Here is a 19,915-nt window from a genome sequence, read left to right on the forward strand (position 1 = left end):
GCCGGGGAGTGGCGGCCGAGGCCCCCGCATCAGCGCGGCAGGATTGGGCAAGGACGCGGGAGGATCTTTCTTTCGCCGGTGTGACGCCGACCGATTACCTGGGAGTGTCACATTCCGCGTGGAGGTCGCATGCTCCACCGCGTGCGCAGGAGGCACATCATGAAGGTAGCCGTGGTCACGGGCGCCAGCTCCGGTATCGGCCGCAGCGCGGCGATCCAGATCGCCGAACGGGGTGCCGGGGTCATCCTCACCTACAGCTCCAACCAGCAGGGCGCCCAGGACGCCGTCACCGAGATCGAGAAGCGGGGCGGCACCGCCGTGGCCCTGCCTCTGGACATCGGTGACACGGCCGGTTTTCCCGCGTTCCGCGACGCCGTGGCCGACGCGCTGCACACCACCTGGCAGCGCGACACCTTCGACCACCTCGTCAACAACGCGGGCTTCGCGGGGAATTCGATGATCGAGGAGACCACCGAGGAGTTCTTCGACAGGCTCACCCGTGGCTTGTTCAAGGGGCCCTTCTTCCTCACCCAGGCGCTGCTGCCGCTGATGGCCGACGGCGGGGCGATCGTCAACACCACCAGCAACTCCACACGGCCGGCCGTGACGGCGCCCGGGTACTCCGTCTACGCGTCCTTGAAGGGCGCCCTGACCGTCCTGACCCGCTACATGGCCAAGGAGTTCAGCGCCCGGGGCATCCGCGTCAACTCCGTCGCTCCCGGCGCCACCCGCACCCGTTTCGCCGACGATGCCTTCGAGCGGCACCCGGAGATCATCCCGGACCTGGCGCGCACCTTCGCACTCGGGCGGATCGGTGAACCCGACGACATCGGCATGGTGATCGCCACCCTGGTCGGCGAGGAAGGCCGCTGGATCACCGCCCAGGACATCGAGGTCTCCGGCGGACAGAACCTCTGAGCCCGTCCGGTCGACCATGCGCGGGGCCGGATGGCGGGGGCGGCGCCGACCGTGCCCTGGCGGACGGCCCCTGGCGCGGCGGCGAGCGAGCCGCCGGACGGTGCTGAGGGAGAGCTGCGTGGCGGCGCTCGCGAAGCGCCTCCCTCACTCAGGGCGCAGCACCGGCCGCAGCGCGTCCAGCACCGACGGGTCCTCGATCGTCGACGGCACCGGTTCGTCGCGCCCGTCGGCGATTCCGCGCATCGTCTTGCGCAGGATCTTCCCCGACCGGGTCTTGGGCAGCGCCTCCACGACCGAGACGGCCCGGAACGCGGCGACCGGGCCGATCTCCCGGCGTACCGCCGCGACCAGCTCCTCACGGAGGTCTTCGTCCCTGACCTCGGCGCCCGCTTTGAGCACCACGAAGCCCCGGGGCAGCTGGCCCTTGAGCTCGTCGCGCACCCCGATCACCGCACATTCGGCAACGGCCGGGTGCGCCGCGAGCACCGCTTCCATCGCCCCGGTGGACAAGCGGTGCCCCGCGACGTTGATCACGTCGTCGGTGCGTCCCATGACAAACAGGTAGCCGTCCGCGTCGCGATACCCGGAGTCACCGGTCAGGTAGTAGCCGTCGTACCGGGACAGATACGCGTCGATGAACCGCTGGTCGTCACCCCACAGCGTGGGAAGCGCGCCGGGAGGCAGCGGAAGCCGGATCGCGATCACGCCCTCCTGGCCCGCGGGCAGTTCGGCACCGCCCTGGTCCAGGACGCGCACATCCCAGCCGGGAACCGGCACCGTGGCCGACCCGGGCTTGACCGGCATCGGCTCCAGCCCGTGGAGGTTCGCGGCGATCGGCCAGCCGGTCTCGGTCTGCCACCAATGGTCGATGACCGGTGTGCCGAGGTGCCGGTGCGCCCAGTGGTAGGTCTCGGGGTCGAGCCGCTCCCCGGCCATGAAGAGGGTGCGGAACGACGACAGGTCGTACTTCTTCGGCTCGGCGGCCTCCGAGTCGAGCCTTTTGATCGCCCGCAACGCCGTGGGGGCGGTGAACAGCGCCTTCACCCCGTGGTCGCTGATCACCCGCCAGAACGCGCCGGCATCCGGGGTGCCCACCGGCTTGCCCTCGTACAGCACGGTGGTCGCACCGATCAGCAGCGGCGCGTAGACGATGTAGGAGTGACCGACCACCCAGCCGACGTCGGAGGCGGTCCACCACACGTCGCCCGGCCCGATGTCGTAGATCGCGGCCATCGACCACGCCAGCGCGACCGCATGGCCGCCGTTGTCCCGGACGACGCCCTTCGGCCTGCCGGTGGTACCGGAGGTGTACAGCACATACAGCGGGTCGGTCGCCGCCACCGGGACCGGGCCGACCGGCTCGGCGCGGGCGACGAGATCCGCCCAGTCCACGTAAACCCCACCGAGCTCCGCTCGCGCCCGGTCGCGCTGCAGGATGACGACCTTGTCCGGCTGATGGGTGGTCAGGCCGAGCGCCGCCTCGACGATGGGCTGGTACTCCACGACCCGCGTCGGCTCGATCCCGCAGGACGCCGCGACGATCACGGCCGGTTCGGCGTCCTCGATACGGGCGGCCAGCTCCTTGGGCGCGAAGCCGCCGAAGACCACCGAGTGCACCGCGCCGATCCTGGCGCAGGCCAGCATGGCGATGACCGCCTCGGGCACCATCGGCATGTAGACGATGACCCGATCGCCCTTGGCCACACCCAGCGAGCGCAGCGCCCCGGCGAAGAGCGCGACCTCGTCACGGAGCTCGGCGTAGCTGAAGCGCCGGACCGCACCGGTCACCGGGGAGTCGTAGATCAGCGCGGTCCGGTCGCCGTGGCCGTTCTCGACGTGGCGGTCCAACGCGTTGTACGAGGTGTTGAGTTCACCGTCGGGGAACCACCGCAGCAGCGGCGCACGGGAGTCGTCCAGGGCCTGGGTCGGTGGCCGGGTCCAGTCGATCGCCGCCGCCGCGTCCAGCCAGAACCCTTCGACATCCTCGAGGCTGCGGTGGTAAGTCTCGTCGTACGCGCCCATCAGCGCCCCTTGCGTCGCTCGGCCTTGGAACTGTGAGCAGTGTGGCCCATCGACCGGGCGGCGGCCAGCCCCGTCGGTGTGGTGCCCTTCACGCGGGCGCCACAGGTCATCGGCGTGGCGACCCGCTGGGACTGCACATGGCGCTGGAAATCGCGCAGACCCTGCCCGGCTGACGCGCTGTCCGGCCGTCGCCCTCGTCCTGATCGGTGTGCGTCCCCGAGCCGTACGTCAGGCGGTGGCGGTGGCGGCGGGGGTGTGGAAGTAGTGGCCCTTGTCGAGGTCTTCGAGGAGGCCGGGGTGGGTCGGCTGCCAGTCCAGCAGTTCGCGGGTCAGGGTGTTCGTCGCCGGGGCGTCCATGCCCAGGAAGGCGCCCAGCCAGCCGAAGTGCTCGGCCGCGGCCTCGGGGGCCACGGAGGTGACCGGGACGCCGAGATGGCGGCCGATCACCTCGGCGATGTCGCGGATGGTGATGCCCTCCTCCGCGGTGCCGTGCAGCACCGATCCCGCCGGGGCCTTCTCCACCGCCAGGCGGAACAGCCGTGCGGCGTCGAGCCGGTGGACGGCCGGCCAGCGGTTGGCGCCGTCGCCGAGGTAGCCGGAGACGCCCTTGGCCCGGGCAGTGGCGACCAGAGTCGCCATGAAGCCCTGGTCCCCTTCACCGTGGCAGGTCGGGGCGAGCCGCACCACGGAGGAGCGCACGCCGCGTGCGGCGAGGGCGAGCACCGCCTGGGCGGTGGCCGATCGGATCGAGGTCGGTGAACCGTCGATGGCGGGGGTGGTCCGCTCGGTCGCCACCCGGCCGGGCGCGAGGCCCGCCAGACCGCCGGCGAGGACGAAGGGGCGGTCGGTGCCGGCCAGCGCGTCGCCGAAGGTGTCGACGGCGCGGCGGTCGGCCTCGGCGGCGCCCTGGAAGTCGCCGGTGAAGGCGATGTCGTGCTTGAAGGCGAGGTGGATCACCCCGTCCGAGGCGATGGCCGCGTCCCGCAGGACGTCGAGGTCGTCGACGGTGCCGCGGACGACCTCGGCCCCGGCCGTGGTGAGCGCGGCGGCGGAGGCGTCGGAGCGGGCGAGGCCGAGGACCCGGTGTCCCGCGTCGAGGAGGTCGGGAACCAGGGCGGAGCCGAGCCAGCCGGACGCGCCGGTCACAAAGATGCGCATGGGAGAGCCCCAGACTGTTGATGTCAGTTACTGTCATCGACACTACACCTGATGTCATGGACTGTCATCGCGTAAGATCCGCGTATGGGTAGGTGGCAGCCGGACGCGCGGGGACGCATGGCGAAAGCGGCGCTCGAGCTGTACAGCGAGCGCGGGTACGAGCAGACCACCGTGGCGGAGATCGCCAGACGGGCGGGGCTCACCGAGCGGACCTTCTTCCGGCACTACGCGGACAAGCGCGAGGTGCTGTTCGCCGGCTCCGGTGAGCTGGAGGAACTGTTTGTGCGGGCGGTCGCCGAAGCCCCGGAGTCCGCGGCGCCGATCGACGCGCTGGGGGTGGGCCTGGACGCGGTCTCCGAGCTGTTCGAAGACCGTCGCGAGTACGCGCGCAAGCGCCAGGCCGTGATCACGGCGAACGCGGAACTCCTGGAGCGCGAGCTGATCAAACTCGCCTCGCTGTCGGCCGCGCTCGCCGACACGCTGCGCCGGCGCGGTGTCGCCGAGCCTGCCGCGAGCCTGGCCGCGGAGGCGGGGCTCGCCGTCTTCAAGGTCGGCTTCCAGCGCTGGGTCCTGGTGTCCGAGGAACGCGGGATGGCGCAGGTGATGCGCGAATCGCTGGACGAGCTCAAGGCCGTGACCGCGGGCGCCTGAGCGGCGCACCGGCGGCCCCGGCGGCTTGGAGAGCGAGCGATGGGGTGGTCGGCGACCTTGGCCGGGTCAGACCGTGGACAGGTTCGGTGGCCGGGGCCGGGTCAGACCGTGGAGAAGTTCGCCGACCGGGGCCGGGTCAGACCGTGGACAGGTCGATGGCCCGGTCGATGTCGTCGGGCCGCAGCACCCGCAGGATGCCTTCGAGCAGGTAGTAGTCGGCGTACGGAAGCGAGATCTCGACGCCGTCCTCGCTCGGCCGATTGCGGGTGCAGCGCGCCACGACCGCATCCGCGCGGGTCGACTTCCTGGTCAGACAGGTCTCCGACAGCGCGGTGAGCAGCTTCAGCGCCTCCTCGCGGTAGCGCGGTTCGCCGGTCGCCCGCGACAGGTCGAGCAGGCCGCAGGCCATGACCGCCCCCGCGGAGGCGTCCTTGATGTCGTGGGGCGCTTGCGGCGCGAGGTAGTCCCACACCGGCACATGGTCCGGGCTCAGCGCGCCCAGGGCGAAGTCGGCGAGCTTCCGCGCGGTGGTGAGGAATTCCCGCCGGCCGGTCCGGCGGTAGATCGTGGTGAATCCGTAGATCCCCCATGCCTGTCCGCGTGACCAGCAGGAGGCCGGGCTGTAGCCCTGCACCGTGCCCGGGCCGAGAGGAGCGCCGGATGTCGGGTCGAAGTCGTAGACGTGCGGGGTCGAACCGTCCGGGCGGGGGAAGTTCCGCTGGGTGGTTCTCGCGTGCTCCACGGCGATGTCGAGGTACGTTCCGTCCCCGGTCTGGCTGCTCGCGAACGCCAGCAGATCGAGGTTCATCATCGTGTCCATGATGACCCGGCCCGCGTTCGCCGGATCGTTCAGCGCTCCCCAGGCCCGGATGAACCGGCCCTTCGGGTTGTACCGCCGGATCAGTGAGGAGGCGGCCCGGATCGCGCCCGTCCGCCACTTGTCGTCGCCGGTGAGCCGCCACGCGGTGACCCACGAGGGGTAGAAGAGGAATCCGAGGTCGTGGGTGCCGGTGTCGTCCTGGCGCGGGGCGAGCTTTTCCGCGGAGGCGAGCGCCAGGGTGCGGAACCGCTCCTCGCCGCTGTGGAGCCAGGCCATCCACAGGGTGCCGGGCCAGAACCCGCCGACCCAGTCGCCGTTTTGGGAGTACGTCCACTTCTCGAACTTGGTACCGACCGGAAAGCCACTCACCCCCGGTGCCACCGCGCGCAGTTTGGCCACCGCGTAGTCCGCCGTCGCATCGAGCGTGGCGGCGGCATGGCCGGGAACCTTCTGCGCGGCCTGCGCCGGGGGAGCGATCGAGGTGGCCGCCACCGCCGTACCGGCCGCGGTGGTCAGCAGGGCTCGCCGGGAAACGCTCATCAGTGCCCGTCCTTCACGAAGGGGAATCCGACAACGAGATGCGGTCCGTACGTGTGCTCAGCCGCCTGTGGGGCGCGGGCGAGGTACCCGCGCCCCACAGGCGAACTTGTGGAGCTGGTGGAGCTGATGGAGTGCGTCGGGGAAGCCGGAAGATCAGGGGTAGTCGATCACGTTCGCGACGTTGCTGCCCGCGTCCGAGGGGCCTCCTGTGCCATTGATGACGTGGTTGATCGTGCCGGTGCCGCCGAGCGAGACGGTGACCATGTCATGGAACTTCACCTCCGGGGTCTCGGGAACCTCGAAGGCGTGCTCGGCGGTGACGGACTTGTTGGTGTTGAAGAAGCAGTAGCTGCCCAGACCCCATGCCTCATGGCGCTTGACCGAGTCGGCCACCTTGTAGGCGGCGTATCCCTTGGTGGAGCCGTTCATCCAGGCGTCCTGGTTCGGTGGGTCGTAGGGCATCTCGTTCTGGTAGAAGTACGTGCGGCCGCCCTCGCCGTTCCAGGTGGTCTGGTGCTTCTGGTAGTGCTCCACGAACAGGCCGTACATGGTCACGTCGTCGCCGTTGACGACGAGCCCCTGGTCGGCCGTGTTGGAGTCCCAGCCGACGCCGTCACCGTGGTCGGCGCGCCAGATCCAGGTGTGGTCGCCGATCACGTTCGAGCTGTTGATCACCAGACTGGTGGACGCCTTGCCCACGCCCGCGCCGCCGACCCGGAAGAACACATCGTGCAGCGAGGTGGGGTTGTCGGCGTGGTTCGCGGAGGAGTCCTCGGGGCCGACCTCCATCAGCGTCTCGGAGTTCTCGCTGCCCGCGTCGATGAGCAGGCCCGCGAGCTTGACGCCGTCGACATCGGCCACCGTCATCGCCGAGACCCCGTTGTCCGGAATCAGCGTGGCCAGCCCCAGGCCCAGCACGACGGTGTCGGGCCGGGTCACCTTCAGCGGCGCGTCCAGGTGGTAGACACCCGGGGTGACGAGCAGGTGCTTGCCCGCGTCGAGCGCCGCGTTCATCTCCTCCGCCGTGTCACCCGGCTTGACGATGAAGAAGTCGTCCAGTGGGATCGATGTGCCCTTGGGCGCACCGGAGGACCAGGACGTGCCGGTCGAGTCCTTGCGCACGTCCGGCGCGAACACCTTGTAGGCGCCGTCGTCGTCGACGTACAGGAACGGCTTCTCACGGGACACGGGTGTCTTGTCGACGCGTGTGTACGGCGGGTTGGGGAAGTTCCCGGCCGGGGCGTTCTGCGCGCCGACGAACACCATGTTCCAGTTGGAGCCGGTCCAGCTGCCCCATTCGGTGTTGCGGGAGAGCCACTGCTGCTGCGATCCGGACTTCACCTGTCCGTCGACCTTGGTGTCGGCCAGCAGACCGCCGCTGGACCAGCCGCCGTCGTCGAGCTGCAGATCGCCCTTCAGATGCATGCGGCGGTACGGGGCGGCCTGCGATACGGCCCAACGGTCCGCGCCACCGTCCGGGTTGACGGCCAGGTTCTCGGCGTCGCGCCAGAAGTTCTGCGTGGCGTTGCCGTCGAACCAGTCGGCCTCGGCGTGCACCTGGCCGTTGATGGTGGTGTCGTCGGGCGACAGGCCCAGGCCCGCCACCTGGGTGTAGAAGCCGACGTTGGCCTTGACGTCATAGGAGCCGGGCTTGAACAGCAGGGCGTGCCGGGCCTGGCCGAACTGGTTCTTCTCCTGCTCGCCGAAGACCGAGTCGAGCTTGCCCTGGATGTCCTGGGCGGACATGGACGGGTCGAAGACCTGCACATTGGGACCGAAGTCCGGTTCGGCGTCCGCGCCGTGCGCTGCCGGTACGGTCAGCGCCGCCGCGGCGGCGCCGGCCAGCGCGGCGAACGCGGCGGTCCAGCCGGCGATGCGGCGGCGTCCGCGATGCCCGCGCCTGGTGGTGTCGTTCGTCATGGTGGTGGGTCTCCCTCAGCCCTGGTACCGGGCGAATATTCCGGTGAACTGCCAGGGCTCCTGGGTGACTCCGGAGCAGGTGTCGTCGTTCGGGTAGGCGCCGGGGCAGGGGCGGTCCCGGTTGACGGACCAGAAGGAGAGCCGCGACAGGTGGTGCTGGGAGGCGTAGTCCAGGATCGTCTCGAAGTCGTCGGTGGAGACGGTCTCGTTGACGTCGGTGATGCCGTTCATCGAGGACAGCCCGCTGTGCCGGTAGGCGTCGTCGTCGCTGTAGCCGTAGGCGCCCTTGACGGCGTTCTTCAGACCGTCGGTGGCCTGCTTGGTCAGCTCGCCCATGTTCTGGCCCTCGCCGCCGAAGTCGAACGGCATGATGGTCCAGCTGTCGGCCTCGAAGTCGGATTCGGCGGCCCGGCGGATCATGCTGTCGTCGGGGCCGTTCTGATCGCTGGGGAAGGTGACGTAGGTGAGCAGCCCCGGGTTGTCGGCCTTCACCTGCTTCAGGGCGTCGATCGTCTTCTGCTGGACGGCCGGGTCGTTGTAGGCATCGCCTTCGATGTCGATGTCGATGGCCTTGAGACCGTAGGCGTCGATGACCTTCTGGTAGGCCCCGGCGAGAGCGTCCGCGTCGCCACAGGACTGCTCCAGCTTGGCGCCGCTCGCGCCGCCGAAGGACGGCACGACATCGCCGCCCTTGGCCCGTATGGCCTTCACGGTCTGCTCGTCGGCCCCGCCGGTCAGCGGGCGGCTGCCGTCCCACTGCGGGGAGCAGTTGCCCGAGTCGAGGACGAAGGCGAGGGTGAACCAGCTGACGCCGGTGGCGTCCATCACCTCGCCCGGGTCCGGCGGGTTACCCCATCCGTTGTACAGGTAGGGGGCCACGGCGGCGGGTGCGGCGGATGCCGCGGTGGGGGCTTGACCGGGGCTCGCGGCCCAGGCGGCCGCGGTCGTGCTCGCGACGGCGGCCACGGCGGCCACGGCCAGGGCGGTCCGCCGCCGGCGGCGGCGGTGTGCGCGATCCTGGGCGGTGAATTCTTCGCGGTGGTTCATGTGGGGGGATGCCTTCCTCAGACGCGGACGGGCCCCGGCAGTGGCATGTCCGTCGGACAGGCGCCGCCGCAGCCCGCGACATGCGGTTTTCGGCCGGAAGGTCACGGCCGGACTCTCGGCCCATATATTTCGGGAGTTGAACGCGTCCCGTCAATAGGTCCGCACCAATGAAGTGACGTGCCTTCAAGGAGCGAACTCGCGTGACGCGTTGCGCGGCCGAACACCTCAGCCGCCGGCCGAACGTGGCGTGTCCACGGGCGCGGGGATCCGGCGGTGGATGTCGTCGAGCAACTTCAGCATGGCCATGCGGAAGATCTCGGCCTGGTGCTCCCCGATGAAGGCGGTGTGCCCGAACACCTCCAGCACGACGAGGCCGTGCATATGTCCCCATGCGCTCAGCAGGAGAGCGGCCGCCGGTGGCGGCAGGGCATCCGGACCGTCCCCTCGCAACTGTTCCAGATGTGCCCGGAGCGAGGACGAGAGGGCGGGGGTGTCGGCCGCGGCGAGTTGCGCGGCGGTGAACCCACCGAACAACTCGCGCTCGAAGATCGCGCTCATCCGGCGCGTCGCCTGGGTGGTCGGGCCCTCAACGGGGGCCGCGTAGTCCCGCAGGGGCGTTCCGTAGAGGAGCTGAAACCGCTCGGGATGGGCGACGGACCAACGGCGGTAGCCCTCGGTCGCGACCACCAGACGTGGCAGGCCCGGGTGGTCCGCGGCGGTGTCGATCGCCGCCTGCACGGCATCGGCCAGATCGTCGTAGGTCTTGGTGATGAGCTCGGTGACCAGGGCCTCCCGGCTCGGAAAGTAGTGGTAGAGCGCCTGCACGGTCATTCCGAGGCTGCGGGCGACCGCGCGCAGGGACAGGGCCGCGGGGCCGTGTTCGGTGATGTGGCGCTCGGCGGCGTCCAGGATCTCCCGGGTGGCGGCGGCCCGGCGTCGCTGACGCAGCGACGGCGGGGCCGTTGTGGGCTCGTCTACGGGCATGCGGCGACCGTACGACGGCAACTCCGGCGGGACATCGGAAAATTGAGCACTGTTAGGGAAATCTCACACTGCCAAAGGCAGGGCCTGCTCACTTAACGTCGTCGCGGCGACGAAGAGTGCGAAACCGACCCCGCACGTGGTTCTGACGGGCGAGGAGCCTCCGCGCGGCACCGCGCCGGCCCCCTCATGCCACCGGGCCGCTTCACGTCGTTTTTCACCGCAAGGACGCAAAGGAGATCGTGCGTGTTTGAACGCATAGCCGAACTGGCGATTCGCCGGTCCCGGCTGGTACTCGTCGTCGCCGTCGTGGCGGTGGCCCTCATGGGCGCCGCGGGATCCGGCGCGTTCACCAAGTTGCTGGGGGGCGGCTTCGACGACCCGGCCTCCCAGTCCACCCGTGCCGGGAAGGTCATCGACGAGAAGTTCGGCGGTGAGACCAACCTGGTCCTGCTGGTCCGTGCCGCCGACGGCCGCATCGACACCCCGGCCGCCAAGGAGAGCGGCCGGAGCCTGGTGGCCGACCTCAAGGAGGAGAAGAACCTCGCCAACGTCGTCTCGTACTGGGACACGGGCAGCGCCGACCTCCGCTCCCGGGACGGCCGCCAAACCATGGTCCTCGCTCATGTGAAGGGCGACGAGACACAGCAGCAGGAGAACGCCCGGGACCTCCTCGACACCTACACCGGGTCGTACAAGAACACCCTCACCGTGCAAGCCGGTGGCGGCGCCGCCGTGGGTGGCGACATGTCGCAACAGGTGGTCGACGACCTCGTCCTGGCCGAGACCGTCGCGGTGCCGCTGACCCTCGTGCTGCTCCTGTTCGTCTTCGGCAGTGTGGTCGCGGCCCTGCTGCCGCTGGCCATCGCCCTCATCGCCATCATGGGCTCGTTCGCCCAGCTCTCCTTCCTCGGCAGCGTCACCGACGTATCCGTCTCCGCCACCAACCTCACCACGGCCCTGGGCCTCGGACTGGGCATCGACTACGCCCTGCTGATGATCAGCCGCTTCCGGGAGCAGCTCGCGGCGGGGGCGGGCGTGGACGACGCCGTCCGGCAGACGGTCAACACCGCGGGCCGCACCGTCGCGTTCTCCGCCGCGACCGTGGCCGCCGCGCTCGCGGCGCTCCTGGTCTTCCCGCAGTACTTCCTGCGCTCGTTCGGCTATGCGGGGGTCGGTGTGGTCGCCCTCGCGGCGATCGGCACCCTGTTCGTGATGCCGGCCCTGCTCAAGGTGCTGGGGCACCGGGTCAACAGCGGACGGCTGCCGTGGGTGAAGCCGGGGCACACCGGCACCCGGGCATCCCTGTGGGGACGGCTGGCCCGCACCGTCATGCGGCGGCCCGCGCTCACCGCGCTGCCCGTGCTCGCGGTCCTGCTGCTGGCGGCGATCCCACTGCTGGGCATCACCTTCGGCACACCGGACGAACGTGTCCTGCCCGAGGGCGCCGAGAGCCGGCAGGTCGCCGCGGCGCTGCGGGAGAACTTCAACGGCAGCGACGACGCGGCCCTCCACGTGGTCATCGACCAGCCCCTGAAGCAGGCCCCGCTGGCGGCGTACGCCACGCGACTGTCCCGTCTCGACGGCGTCGTCCGCGTCGAAACCAGCGCGGGAACCTACGCCGAGGGAGGGTCCGCGGCAGACGGCCCCGGCAACGCCGCCCTCGGCCGTCCCGACGCGCAGCGGATCAGTGTGGTGAGCTCCTTGCCACCCCGGTCGGACCAGGCCCAGAGCCTGGTCGACGAGGTGCGGGCGGTCACCCCGCCCGCCGGATCGCTGCCCCTGGTGGGCGGGGTCGACGCCGAACTGGTCGACTCCAAGGACTCCATCAGCGGCCGGCTCCCGATCGCCGTGGCCCTGGTCGCCCTCACCACCTTCGTCCTGCTCTTCCTGTTCACCGGCAGTGTCGTGCAGCCGCTGCGTGCCCTGGCCCTCAATGTGATCAGCCTGGGAGCGACTCTCGGCGTCATGACGTGGATCTTCCAGGACGGGCATTTCTCCTCGCTGCTCGGCTTCTCGGCGCAGCCGATGGAGGTGTCGATGACCGTGCTGATGTTCTGCATCGCCTTCGGCCTCTCGATGGACTACGAGGTGTTCGTCACCAGCCGGATCAAGGAACTCCACGACCTGGGCGAGGACAACGAGTCCGCCGTGGCCAACGGTCTCGGACACACGGGACGCATCGTCACCGCGGCGGCCTGCCTGCTCGCGGTGAGCTTCTTCGCCTTCGGCACCTCCAAGATCAGCTTCATGCAGATGTTCGGCCTGGGCAGCGGGCTGGCCATCCTCATCGACGCCGTGGCCGTACGCGGTGTCCTCGTCCCCGCCGCGATGCGCCTGCTCGGCCGCTCGGCCTGGTACGCGCCCGGTTTCCTCCGCACGGTCCATGGACGGTTCGGCCTCGGCGAGGGCGGCCCCGCGCCCGCGCCGGGGGCCGCGGCGGAGCCGCCGTACGCGGAGCACTCGACGCGCGTCTGACCCGCCAGACCGCGCCCCGCTGTGCCCGCCTCCACCCCACGGGAGGCGGGCATGGACGTTCATAGGCAGCGCGATGCCGCGCGCTGACCGGTAGGACTCCCGCCCGCGGCCAGGAAGTCGGCGTCTCAGATGGCCGCGCGAATGGCCCGTTCGAAGCCCTCGACATGGTTGCCGGCGAGCTGTGCCGCCTTGTCGGGGTCACCGGCGACGATCGCGTCGATCAGCGGCCCGTGCTCTTCGACATGGCCGGCCACGTCGGACAGGCGGTCGATGAACAGGCACCAGATGCGCGTGGCCAGATTGTCGTGGCGGACGAGGGTGTCCTCCAAGTACGGGTTGTGCGTGGCGGCGTAGATGGCGCGGTGCACCTGAAGGTCCAGATGCATGAGGTCGGCGGCGGCGTTCCCGCGCGGATCCACGCTCTCCAGCTCCCGCCGCAGGGCCGTCAGCGTCGCGCGGTCGGTGGCGGTGGCGCGCCGCGCGGCCCGGGCGGCGGCCAGGGGCTCCAGCTCCTGGCGCACCTCCGAGATATAGGCCAGGTCCGTGATGTTGACCTCGGTGGCGAAGGTGCCGCGCCGGGGGTAGGTGGTGACGAGGCGCTCGTACTGGAGCCGCTTGAGCGCCTCGCGCACCGGCGTCCGCCCGACGCCGAGGGACTGTGCCAACTGGTCCTCGTTGATCGGCGCGCCCGGGCGGATCTCGAGCATGACCAGATGGTCCCGGATGGCGCGGTAGGCGCGCTCGGCGAGGGACAGCTCCTCACCGTCCCCGGGCTCGGTCGCCACGTTCCGCATAAGGCCCCCTTGACCTGTCCGGCGAGCTCCCATACCTTACCGCAGAGGCTGATATATCAGTTGCCGATCAGTGGTCCAGTAGTTCGCCCCCAGGATGGTGCGCACATGGCAGCGAACCCGCCCACCCAGGTCACCACCCCTCACTCCGTCCCGCTCAGCGAGCTCGACCCGGAGGTCGCCGCCGCGGTCGACGCCGAGCTGCACCGTCAGCGGTCGACCCTCGAGATGATCGCCTCGGAGAACTTCGCCCCGGCCGCCGTCATGGAGGCCCAGGGCTCGGTCCTGACCAACAAGTACGCCGAGGGCTACCCCGGCCGCCGCTACTACGGCGGCTGTGAACACGTCGATGTCATCGAGCGGTTGGCCATCGCCCGGGTGAAGGAGCTGTTCGGCGCCGAGGCGGCGAACGTGCAGCCGCATTCGGGCGCCCAGGCCAACGCGGCCGCGATGTTCGCGCTGTTGCAGCCCGGCGACACGATCCTCGGCCTCGACCTGGCGCACGGCGGGCATCTGACCCACGGCATGCGCATCAACTTCTCCGGCAAGCTGTACAAGGTCGTGCCATACCACGTGCGCGAGTCCGATCTGCGCATCGACATGGACGAGGTCGAGCGGCTCGCGCTCGCCCACCGGCCCAAGATGATCGTCGCCGGTTGGTCGGCCTACCCCCGCCGGCTGGACTTCGCCGCGTTCCGCCGGATCGCCGACGAGGTGGGCGCGTATCTGATGGTGGACATGGCACACTTCGCCGGGCTGGTGGCCGCGGGCCTCCACCCGAACCCGGTGCCGTACGCCGATGTCGTGACGACCACCACGCACAAGACCCTCGGTGGCCCGCGCGGCGGGGTGATCCTCAGCCGGGCCGACCTGGCCAAGAAGATCAACTCCGCGGTCTTCCCGGGGCAGCAGGGCGGCCCGCTGGAGCATGTCATCGCGGCCAAGGCGGTGGCCTTCAAGGTGGCGGCGGGGGAGGAGTTCGCGGAGCGCCAGCGACGCACCCTGGACGGCGCCCGCATCCTCGCCGGACGGCTGCTGGCCGACGATGTGGCCGAGGCAGGGATCACCGTGCTGACCGGCGGCACCGAGGTGCATCTGGTCCTGGTCGATCTGCGCGCCTCCGCGCTCGACGGGCAGCAGGCCGAGGACCGGCTGCACCGTGTCGGCATCACCGTCAACCGCAACGCGGTGCCGTTCGACCCCCGTCCGCCGATGGTCTCCTCCGGGCTGCGGATCGGCACCCCGGCCCTGGCCACCCGGGGCTTCGGCACGGCGGAGTTCCGGGAGGTCGCCGACATCGTCGCGCAGGCCCTGATGGCCGAGCGGCCCGGCGACGAGCGCACCGGCCTGCTGCGTGACCGGGTGGAAAAGCTCGCCACCGCGTTCCCCCTCTATCCCCGGCTGCCCCACCCGCCCCATCCGCCCCGCCCGAACGGAGACGCGGCATGACCGCCACGCCGCTGCCGGAGCATCCGGACTTCCTCTGGCGCACCCCCGAGCCGCGCTCCTCCTACGACGTCGTCATCGTCGGCGCGGGAGGCCACGGCCTGGCCACCGCCTACTACCTCGCCCGCAACCACGGCATCACCAATGTCGCCGTTCTGGAGAAGGGCTGGCTGGCCGGTGGCAACATGGCACGCAACACCACGATCATCCGCTCGAACTACCTGTGGGACGAGAGCGCGGCGATCTACGAGCACGCGCTGGGGCTGTGGGAGCGGCTTCCGGAGGAGCTGGACTACGACTTCCTGTTCAGTCAGCGCGGCGTCCTCAACCTCGCGCACACCCTCCAGGACGTCCGCGAGGGTGTGCGCCGGGTCAACGCCAATCGCCTCAACGGAGTCGACGCCCAGTGGCTGGAGCCGGACGAGGTCGCCAAGGTCTGCCCCATCCTCAATGTCTCGCCCCGCACCCGCTATCCGGTCCTCGGCGCCACCTTCCAGCCGCGGGCCGGTATCGCCAAGCACGACCACGTCGCCTGGGCGCTGGCCCGCCGGGCCGATGAGATGGGCGTGGATCTGATCCAGGGGTGCGAGGTCACCGGTTTCCTCAAGGACGGCGACCGGGTCGTGGGGGTCGAGACCAGCCGCGGCCGTATCCTCGCCGGCCGGGTCGGTCTCGCGGCCGCCGGGCACAGCAGCGTGCTGGCCGAGCGGGCCGGCGTCCGGCTGCCGGTGCAGTCCCATCCGCTCCAGGCGCTGGTTTCCGAACTGCACGAACCGGTGCACCCCACCGTGGTCATGTCCAACCATGTGCACGTGTACGTCTCCCAGGCGCACAAGGGCGAGCTGGTGATGGGAGCGGGCGTCGACGCCTACAACGGCTATGGGCAGCGCGGCTCGTTTCATGTGATCGAGCGTCAGATGGCCGCCGCCGTCGAGCTGTTCCCGGTCTTCGCCCGTGCGCATGTGCTGCGGACCTGGGGCGGCATCGTCGATGTCACCCCGGACGCCTCCCCGATCATCGGCACCACCCCCGTCGAGAACCTCTACGTCAACTGCGGCTGGGGCACCGGCGGTTTCAAGGCCACCCCGGCCGCCGGCTGGACCTTCGCCCACACCATCGCCACCGGCGAGCCGCATCCGCTGAACGCCCCCTTCGCCCTCGAACGCTTTACGACGGGCGCGTTGATCGACGAACACGGCGCCGCGGCCGTGGCCCACTGAGGAGGACATCGTGCTGCTGATCAGTTGCCCATGGTGCGGTCCTCGCGACGAGACCGAGTACCACTACGGGGGACAGGCCCACGTCCCCTACCCCGGAAACCCCGCGGACCTCACCGACGAGGAGTGGGCCGCGTACGTCTTCTACCGTGACAATCCCAAGGGGCCCTTCGCCGAGCGGTGGATGCACGGCACCGGCTGCCGCCGCTGGTTCAACGTCTTGCGCGACACGGTGAGTTACGAAGTGCTGGCCGCCTACCGGCTCGATGAGCCCCGCCCCGAACTGCCCGGCCGGGCGGATGTCCACCAGCCCGCCGAACCGGCCGGAGGCAACCGATGACCGACCAGCGTTTCCGGCTCCCGGAAGGGGGCCGCGTCGACCGCGGCACCGTGCTGCGGTTCACCGTCGACGGCCGGGAGATGACCGGGCACCCCGGGGACACCGTCGCCTCGGCGATGCTGGCGAACGGGCGCGTCGAGGCCGCCCCGTCGATCTACCGCGGCCGCCCCCGCGGCATCGTCGCCGCGGGTGTCGAGGAGCCCAATGCCCTGTTGCAGATCGACGGGCCGTGCTCCGAGGGCATGGTGCCCGCCACGACGGCAGAGCTGTACGACGGCCTGTCCGCCACCACGCTGTCCGGGATGGGGCGGCTCGATCCGGGCCCCGACCCCGTCGGCTACGACAAGAAGTACGTCCACACCGATGTCCTCGTCGTCGGCGCCGGACCGGCCGGGCTCGCGGCCGCCGCCGCTGCGGCAGGCTCCGGCGCCCGGGTGATCCTCCTCGACGACCAGCCCGAGCCCGGCGGTTCGCTGCTCTCGGGGCGCACCGAGAGGGTCGGCGGGCAGACCGCCCTGGAGTGGGTCGCCGAAGTGTGCGCGGCCCTCGACGCCGCCCCGGAGGTCGTCGTCCTGCGGCGCACCACGGCGTTCGGCAGTTACGACGACAACTACGTACTGGCCCTGGAGCGGCGCACCGACCACCTCGGCGCCGACGCTCCCGAACCGTCCGCAGGCGTCTCGCGGCAGCGGCTGTGGCACATCCGGGCCCGCCAGGTGGTCCTGGCCACCGGCGCCCACGAGCGTCCGCTGGTCTTCGCGGGCAACGACCGGCCCGGGGCGATGCTCGCCGGAGCCGTGCGCTCGTACCTCAACCGATACGCCGTGGCACCGGGTTCGCGGGCCGTGGTGGGCACGACGAATGACAGCGCCTATGACACGGTGGCCGATCTCCACGCCGCCGGGATCGACATCGCCGCCGTCGTGGACGCGCGGCCCGAGCTGTCCCGCCGGGCCGCCGAGGTCGCCGTGGCGAGTGGGGTGCGGGTGCTGACGGGCCGTGCGGTGGTCGACACCGCGGGCGGGAACCGGCTCACCGGTGTCACCGTCCAGGCCCTCGACGCCGAGGGTCAACTCACCGGTGAGAGCGAGTCGTTCGACTGCGACCTGCTCGCCGTCTCGGGCGGCTGGAGCCCGGTGGTGCATCTGCACAGCCAGCGCCAGGGCACGCTGCGCTGGGACGAGGACCTGGTCGCCTTCGTCCCCGACGGCACCGTACGGAACCAGCACATCGTCGGCGCGGCCCGGGGGACGTACGACCTCCACGGCTGTCTCGCCGAAGGGGCGCGGGCCGGTGCGCGAGCCGCGACGGACGCCGGGTTCGCGGTGGCCGCGCCCGAACCGCCGTCCGGCGACGCGGCCGGGCACCGGGTCGCGGCGGGCCCGGTGCGCGCCCTGTGGCTGGTGCCCGCACCCGATCCCGGCAGCGAACCCGGCGACTGGGACACCCACTTCGTCGACCTGCAGCGCGATGTCACCGTCGCCGACGTCTGGCGATCCACCGGCGCCGGTATGCGCAGCGTCGAGCACATCAAGCGCTACACCTCGCTCGGCACGGCGAACGACCAGGGCAAGACCTCCAACGTCAACGCGATCGGTGTGATCGCCGAGGCGCTCGGCGCGGGCGCGTCACCCGGGCGGATCGGCACCACGGGCTACCGGGCGCCGTACGCGCCGGTGGCCTTCGCCGCGCTGGCCGGGCGTGAGCGCGGCGAGCTGTTCGATCCGGAGCGCACGACCTCCATCCACCCATGGCACGTCGCCCACGGGGCGGTGTTCGAGGACGTCGGGCAGTGGAAGCGCCCCCGGTACTACCCCCGGCCCGGCGAGGACATGGACACGGCCGTGGCCCGCGAGTGCCGCGCGGCCCGTGAGGGGGTGGCGTTCATGGACGCCTCCACCCTCGGCAAGATCGAGATCTGGGGCGCGGACGCGGGGGAGTTCCTCAACCGCATCTACACCAACGCCTTCAAGAAGCTGAAGCCCGGCACGGCCCGCTACGGCGTGATGTGCAAGCCCGACGGGATGATCTTCGACGACGGTGTGACGCTGCGCCTCGACGAGAACCGCTACTTCACGACCACCACCACCGGTGGCGCCGCCGCCGTCCTGGAGTGGCTGGAGGAGTGGCTGCAGACCGAATGGCCCGACCTCGACGTCCACTGCACCTCGGTGACCGAGCAGTGGGCGACGATCGCGGTCGTCGGCCCCCAGTCGCGCGAGGTCGTGGCCCATCTCGCGCCCGAGGTCGACCTGTCGAACGAGACCTTCCCGTTCATGGCGTTCCGCGAGACCACCCTGGCCTCCGGCATCCCCGCCCGCATCTGCCGCATCTCCTTCTCCGGCGAACTCGCCTACGAAATCAACGTATCCGCGTGGTACGGCCCGGCGGTCTGGGAGGAGGTGTACGCGATCGGCCGGCCGTACGACATCACCCCGTACGGCACCGAGACCATGCACGTTCTACGGGCCGAGAAGGGTTACATCATCGTCGGCCAGGACACCGACGGCACCGTCACCCCGCAGGACGCGGGCATGTCCTGGGTGGTCTCCCAGCGCAAGGACTTCATCGGCAACCGCTCATACTCCCGCGCCGACACCTCCCGCACCGACCGCAAGCAGCTGGTCGGGCTGCTGCCGAGCGATCGGCGGACCAGGCTGCCCGAGGGCAGCCAGCTCATCGCGCCGGACGTGCCCCTCACCCCCGAGACCGGGCCGGTGCCGATGCTCGGCCACGTCACCTCCAGCTACCACAGCCCGGCCCTCGGCCGCCCCTTCGCCCTCGCCCTCGTCGCCGACGGGCGGGCACGGATCGGCGAGACCCTCCTTGCCCCGGTGGGCGAGGACCTGGTGCCCGTCCTGGTGGCCGACACCGTCCTCTACGACCCCGAAGGGACCAGGCGAGATGGCTGAGCCGACGAACGCCGCAGGCGCGGGGGCAGGCGAGGGCGCGGGCCCGGTGGCGCTGCGCACCAGCCCCCTGGCCCATCTGGCGGAGCGGATGCGCACCGCCACCGTCACCGGCCCCCGGGGCGTCACGCTGACCGAGTGGCCGTTCCACACCATGGTGAACCTGCGCGTCGACCCCGCCTCCGCAGCGGCCGTCCGCATCGAGAAGTCCCTGGGGGCGCCACTGCCGCGACAGTGCGGCCACACCACCGCATCGGGTTCGCACACGGTTCTCTGGCTCGGACCCGACGAGTGGCTCGTGCTCTCCCGGGCCGACGGGGTCGATGGGACCACCGTGGTCGCCGCGTTGCGGGCGGCACTCGGGGCGGATCCGGGTTCGGCCGTGGACGTTTCGGCGAACCGCACCACGCTGGAGCTGAGCGGCCCGGCCGCTCGGCAGGTGCTGGAGAAGGGCTGCCCGCTGGACCTGCACCCCCGGGCCTTCGGCCCCGGCCACGCGGTGTCGACCACGGTGGGGCCCGTCGCGGTGCTGCTCTGGCAGGTCGACGGCGCCCCGACGTACCGGCTCTTCCCTCGGTCCTCGTTCGCCGACTACCTGGCGCGCTGGCTCATCGACGCGATGAGCGAGTACCGGGGGCCGGCGCTGGGCTGATGGGGTGGGCCGCGCTCGATGTACG

At 70.8% G+C, this 19,915-nt stretch carries 15 protein-coding genes; 8 read left to right on the forward strand and 7 right to left on the reverse strand.

Annotated elements, in window-relative coordinates; genetic code table 11:
- The first annotated feature begins 159 nt into the window (after nt 1-159).
- The gene (locus BLV72_RS39155; RefSeq protein WP_093468363.1) at nt 160-918 is read left to right on the forward strand and encodes an SDR family NAD(P)-dependent oxidoreductase; all 759 of its coding nucleotides are present in this window, start codon (nt 160-162) and stop codon (nt 916-918) included.
- 144 nt (nt 919-1,062) lie between these two features.
- Here BLV72_RS39155 and BLV72_RS39160 read toward each other — a convergent pair whose 3' ends face one another.
- Nucleotides 1,063-2,940 (reverse strand): propionyl-CoA synthetase, encoded by a 1,878-nt coding sequence (locus BLV72_RS39160; protein WP_093468365.1) that lies wholly within the window; start codon nt 2,938-2,940, stop codon nt 1,063-1,065.
- A gap of 228 nt (nt 2,941-3,168) precedes the next feature.
- The gene (locus BLV72_RS39165; RefSeq protein ID WP_093468366.1) at nt 3,169-4,098 is read right to left on the reverse strand and encodes an SDR family oxidoreductase; all 930 of its coding nucleotides are present in this window, start codon (nt 4,096-4,098) and stop codon (nt 3,169-3,171) included.
- 84 nt (nt 4,099-4,182) lie between these two features.
- Here BLV72_RS39165 and BLV72_RS39170 point away from each other — a divergent pair, with 84 nt between their 5' ends.
- On the forward strand, nt 4,183-4,749 hold the full coding sequence (locus tag BLV72_RS39170) for a TetR/AcrR family transcriptional regulator (RefSeq protein WP_093468368.1): 567 nt from the start codon (nt 4,183-4,185) through the stop codon (nt 4,747-4,749).
- A gap of 136 nt (nt 4,750-4,885) precedes the next feature.
- On the opposite strand, the gene BLV72_RS39175 is transcribed toward BLV72_RS39170, so the two are convergent.
- From BLV72_RS39175 to BLV72_RS39190, 4 genes are all read right to left on the reverse strand, one after another.
- Nucleotides 4,886-6,109 carry a glycoside hydrolase family 88 protein gene (locus BLV72_RS39175; protein WP_093468369.1) on the reverse strand — a complete coding sequence of 408 codons (1,224 nt, stop codon included), beginning with the start codon at nt 6,107-6,109 and terminating at the stop codon, nt 4,886-4,888.
- Between the two features lie 153 nt (nt 6,110-6,262).
- Entirely contained in the window at nt 6,263-8,029 is a 1,767-nt protein-coding gene (locus BLV72_RS39180) for a coagulation factor 5/8 type domain-containing protein (RefSeq protein WP_093468371.1), read from the reverse strand.
- A gap of 15 nt (nt 8,030-8,044) precedes the next feature.
- A complete protein-coding gene (locus tag BLV72_RS39185) occupies nt 8,045-9,076 on the reverse strand; it encodes a chitinase (protein ID WP_093468372.1) in 1,032 nt (343 codons plus the stop codon).
- Nucleotides 9,077-9,301: 225 nt separating this feature from the next.
- Nucleotides 9,302-10,060: a TetR/AcrR family transcriptional regulator gene (locus tag BLV72_RS39190; protein ID WP_093468374.1), complete on the reverse strand. Its 759-nt coding sequence runs from the start codon at nt 10,058-10,060 to the stop codon at nt 9,302-9,304.
- Nucleotides 10,061-10,303: 243 nt separating this feature from the next.
- Between BLV72_RS39190 and BLV72_RS39195 the strand changes: the two genes are divergently transcribed.
- Entirely contained in the window at nt 10,304-12,535 is a 2,232-nt protein-coding gene (locus BLV72_RS39195; RefSeq protein ID WP_093468376.1) for an MMPL family transporter, read from the forward strand.
- 125 nt (nt 12,536-12,660) lie between these two features.
- Here the strand turns inward: BLV72_RS39195 and BLV72_RS39200 are convergent, their stop codons facing one another.
- On the reverse strand, nt 12,661-13,329 hold the full coding sequence (locus tag BLV72_RS39200; protein ID WP_093468377.1) for a GntR family transcriptional regulator: 669 nt from the start codon (nt 13,327-13,329) through the stop codon (nt 12,661-12,663).
- A 105-nt stretch (nt 13,330-13,434) separates the two neighbouring features.
- On the opposite strand from BLV72_RS39200, the gene glyA reads away from it, so the two are divergent.
- Genes glyA through BLV72_RS39225 form a run of 5 tightly spaced genes read left to right on the forward strand, consistent with a single transcriptional unit; the run spans nt 13,435 to nt 19,890 of the window.
- Complete coding sequence (gene glyA, locus BLV72_RS39205; RefSeq protein ID WP_093468379.1) at nt 13,435-14,775, forward strand: serine hydroxymethyltransferase; 1,341 nt, start codon at nt 13,435-13,437, stop codon at nt 14,773-14,775.
- On the forward strand, nt 14,772-15,992 hold the full coding sequence (locus tag BLV72_RS39210; protein WP_093468380.1) for a sarcosine oxidase subunit beta family protein: 1,221 nt from the start codon (nt 14,772-14,774) through the stop codon (nt 15,990-15,992). Before glyA ends, BLV72_RS39210 begins: the two co-directional genes overlap by 4 nt.
- Nucleotides 15,993-16,002: 10 nt before the next feature.
- The gene (locus BLV72_RS39215) at nt 16,003-16,329 is read left to right on the forward strand and encodes a sarcosine oxidase subunit delta (RefSeq protein WP_014059071.1); all 327 of its coding nucleotides are present in this window, start codon (nt 16,003-16,005) and stop codon (nt 16,327-16,329) included.
- On the forward strand, nt 16,326-19,241 hold the full coding sequence (locus BLV72_RS39220; RefSeq protein ID WP_093468382.1) for a sarcosine oxidase subunit alpha family protein: 2,916 nt from the start codon (nt 16,326-16,328) through the stop codon (nt 19,239-19,241). Before BLV72_RS39215 ends, BLV72_RS39220 begins: the two co-directional genes overlap by 4 nt.
- Nucleotides 19,234-19,890 (forward strand): sarcosine oxidase subunit gamma, encoded by a 657-nt coding sequence (locus BLV72_RS39225; RefSeq protein WP_093468383.1) that lies wholly within the window; start codon nt 19,234-19,236, stop codon nt 19,888-19,890. The genes BLV72_RS39220 and BLV72_RS39225 overlap by 8 nt, the downstream gene beginning before the upstream one ends.
- Nucleotides 19,891-19,915 lie beyond the last annotated feature (25 nt).

Source organism: Streptomyces melanosporofaciens (assembly GCF_900105695.1).
GTDB classification, from domain to species: domain Bacteria; phylum Actinomycetota; class Actinomycetes; order Streptomycetales; family Streptomycetaceae; genus Streptomyces; species Streptomyces antimycoticus.

Excerpts from the sequence above, each read along its gene's own strand:
- BLV72_RS39155 (WP_093468363.1), top strand. The coding sequence starts at position 160 with ATGAAGGTAGCCGTGGTCACGGGCGCCAGCTCCGGTATCGGCCGCAGC.
- BLV72_RS39160 (WP_093468365.1), bottom strand. The coding sequence starts at position 2,940 with ATGGGCGCGTACGACGAGACTTACCACCGCAGCCTCGAGGATGTCGAA.
- BLV72_RS39165 (WP_093468366.1), bottom strand. The coding sequence starts at position 4,098 with ATGCGCATCTTTGTGACCGGCGCGTCCGGCTGGCTCGGCTCCGCCCTG.
- BLV72_RS39170 (WP_093468368.1), top strand. The coding sequence starts at position 4,183 with ATGGGTAGGTGGCAGCCGGACGCGCGGGGACGCATGGCGAAAGCGGCG.
- BLV72_RS39175 (WP_093468369.1), bottom strand. The coding sequence starts at position 6,109 with ATGAGCGTTTCCCGGCGAGCCCTGCTGACCACCGCGGCCGGTACGGCG.
- BLV72_RS39180 (WP_093468371.1), bottom strand. The coding sequence starts at position 8,029 with ATGACGAACGACACCACCAGGCGCGGGCATCGCGGACGCCGCCGCATC.
- BLV72_RS39185 (WP_093468372.1), bottom strand. The coding sequence starts at position 9,076 with ATGAACCACCGCGAAGAATTCACCGCCCAGGATCGCGCACACCGCCGC.
- BLV72_RS39190 (WP_093468374.1), bottom strand. The coding sequence starts at position 10,060 with ATGCCCGTAGACGAGCCCACAACGGCCCCGCCGTCGCTGCGTCAGCGA.
- BLV72_RS39200 (WP_093468377.1), bottom strand. The coding sequence starts at position 13,329 with ATGCGGAACGTGGCGACCGAGCCCGGGGACGGTGAGGAGCTGTCCCTC.
- glyA (WP_093468379.1), top strand. The coding sequence starts at position 13,435 with ATGGCAGCGAACCCGCCCACCCAGGTCACCACCCCTCACTCCGTCCCG.
- BLV72_RS39210 (WP_093468380.1), top strand. The coding sequence starts at position 14,772 with ATGACCGCCACGCCGCTGCCGGAGCATCCGGACTTCCTCTGGCGCACC.
- BLV72_RS39220 (WP_093468382.1), top strand. The coding sequence starts at position 16,326 with ATGACCGACCAGCGTTTCCGGCTCCCGGAAGGGGGCCGCGTCGACCGC.
- BLV72_RS39225 (WP_093468383.1), top strand. The coding sequence starts at position 19,234 with ATGGCTGAGCCGACGAACGCCGCAGGCGCGGGGGCAGGCGAGGGCGCG.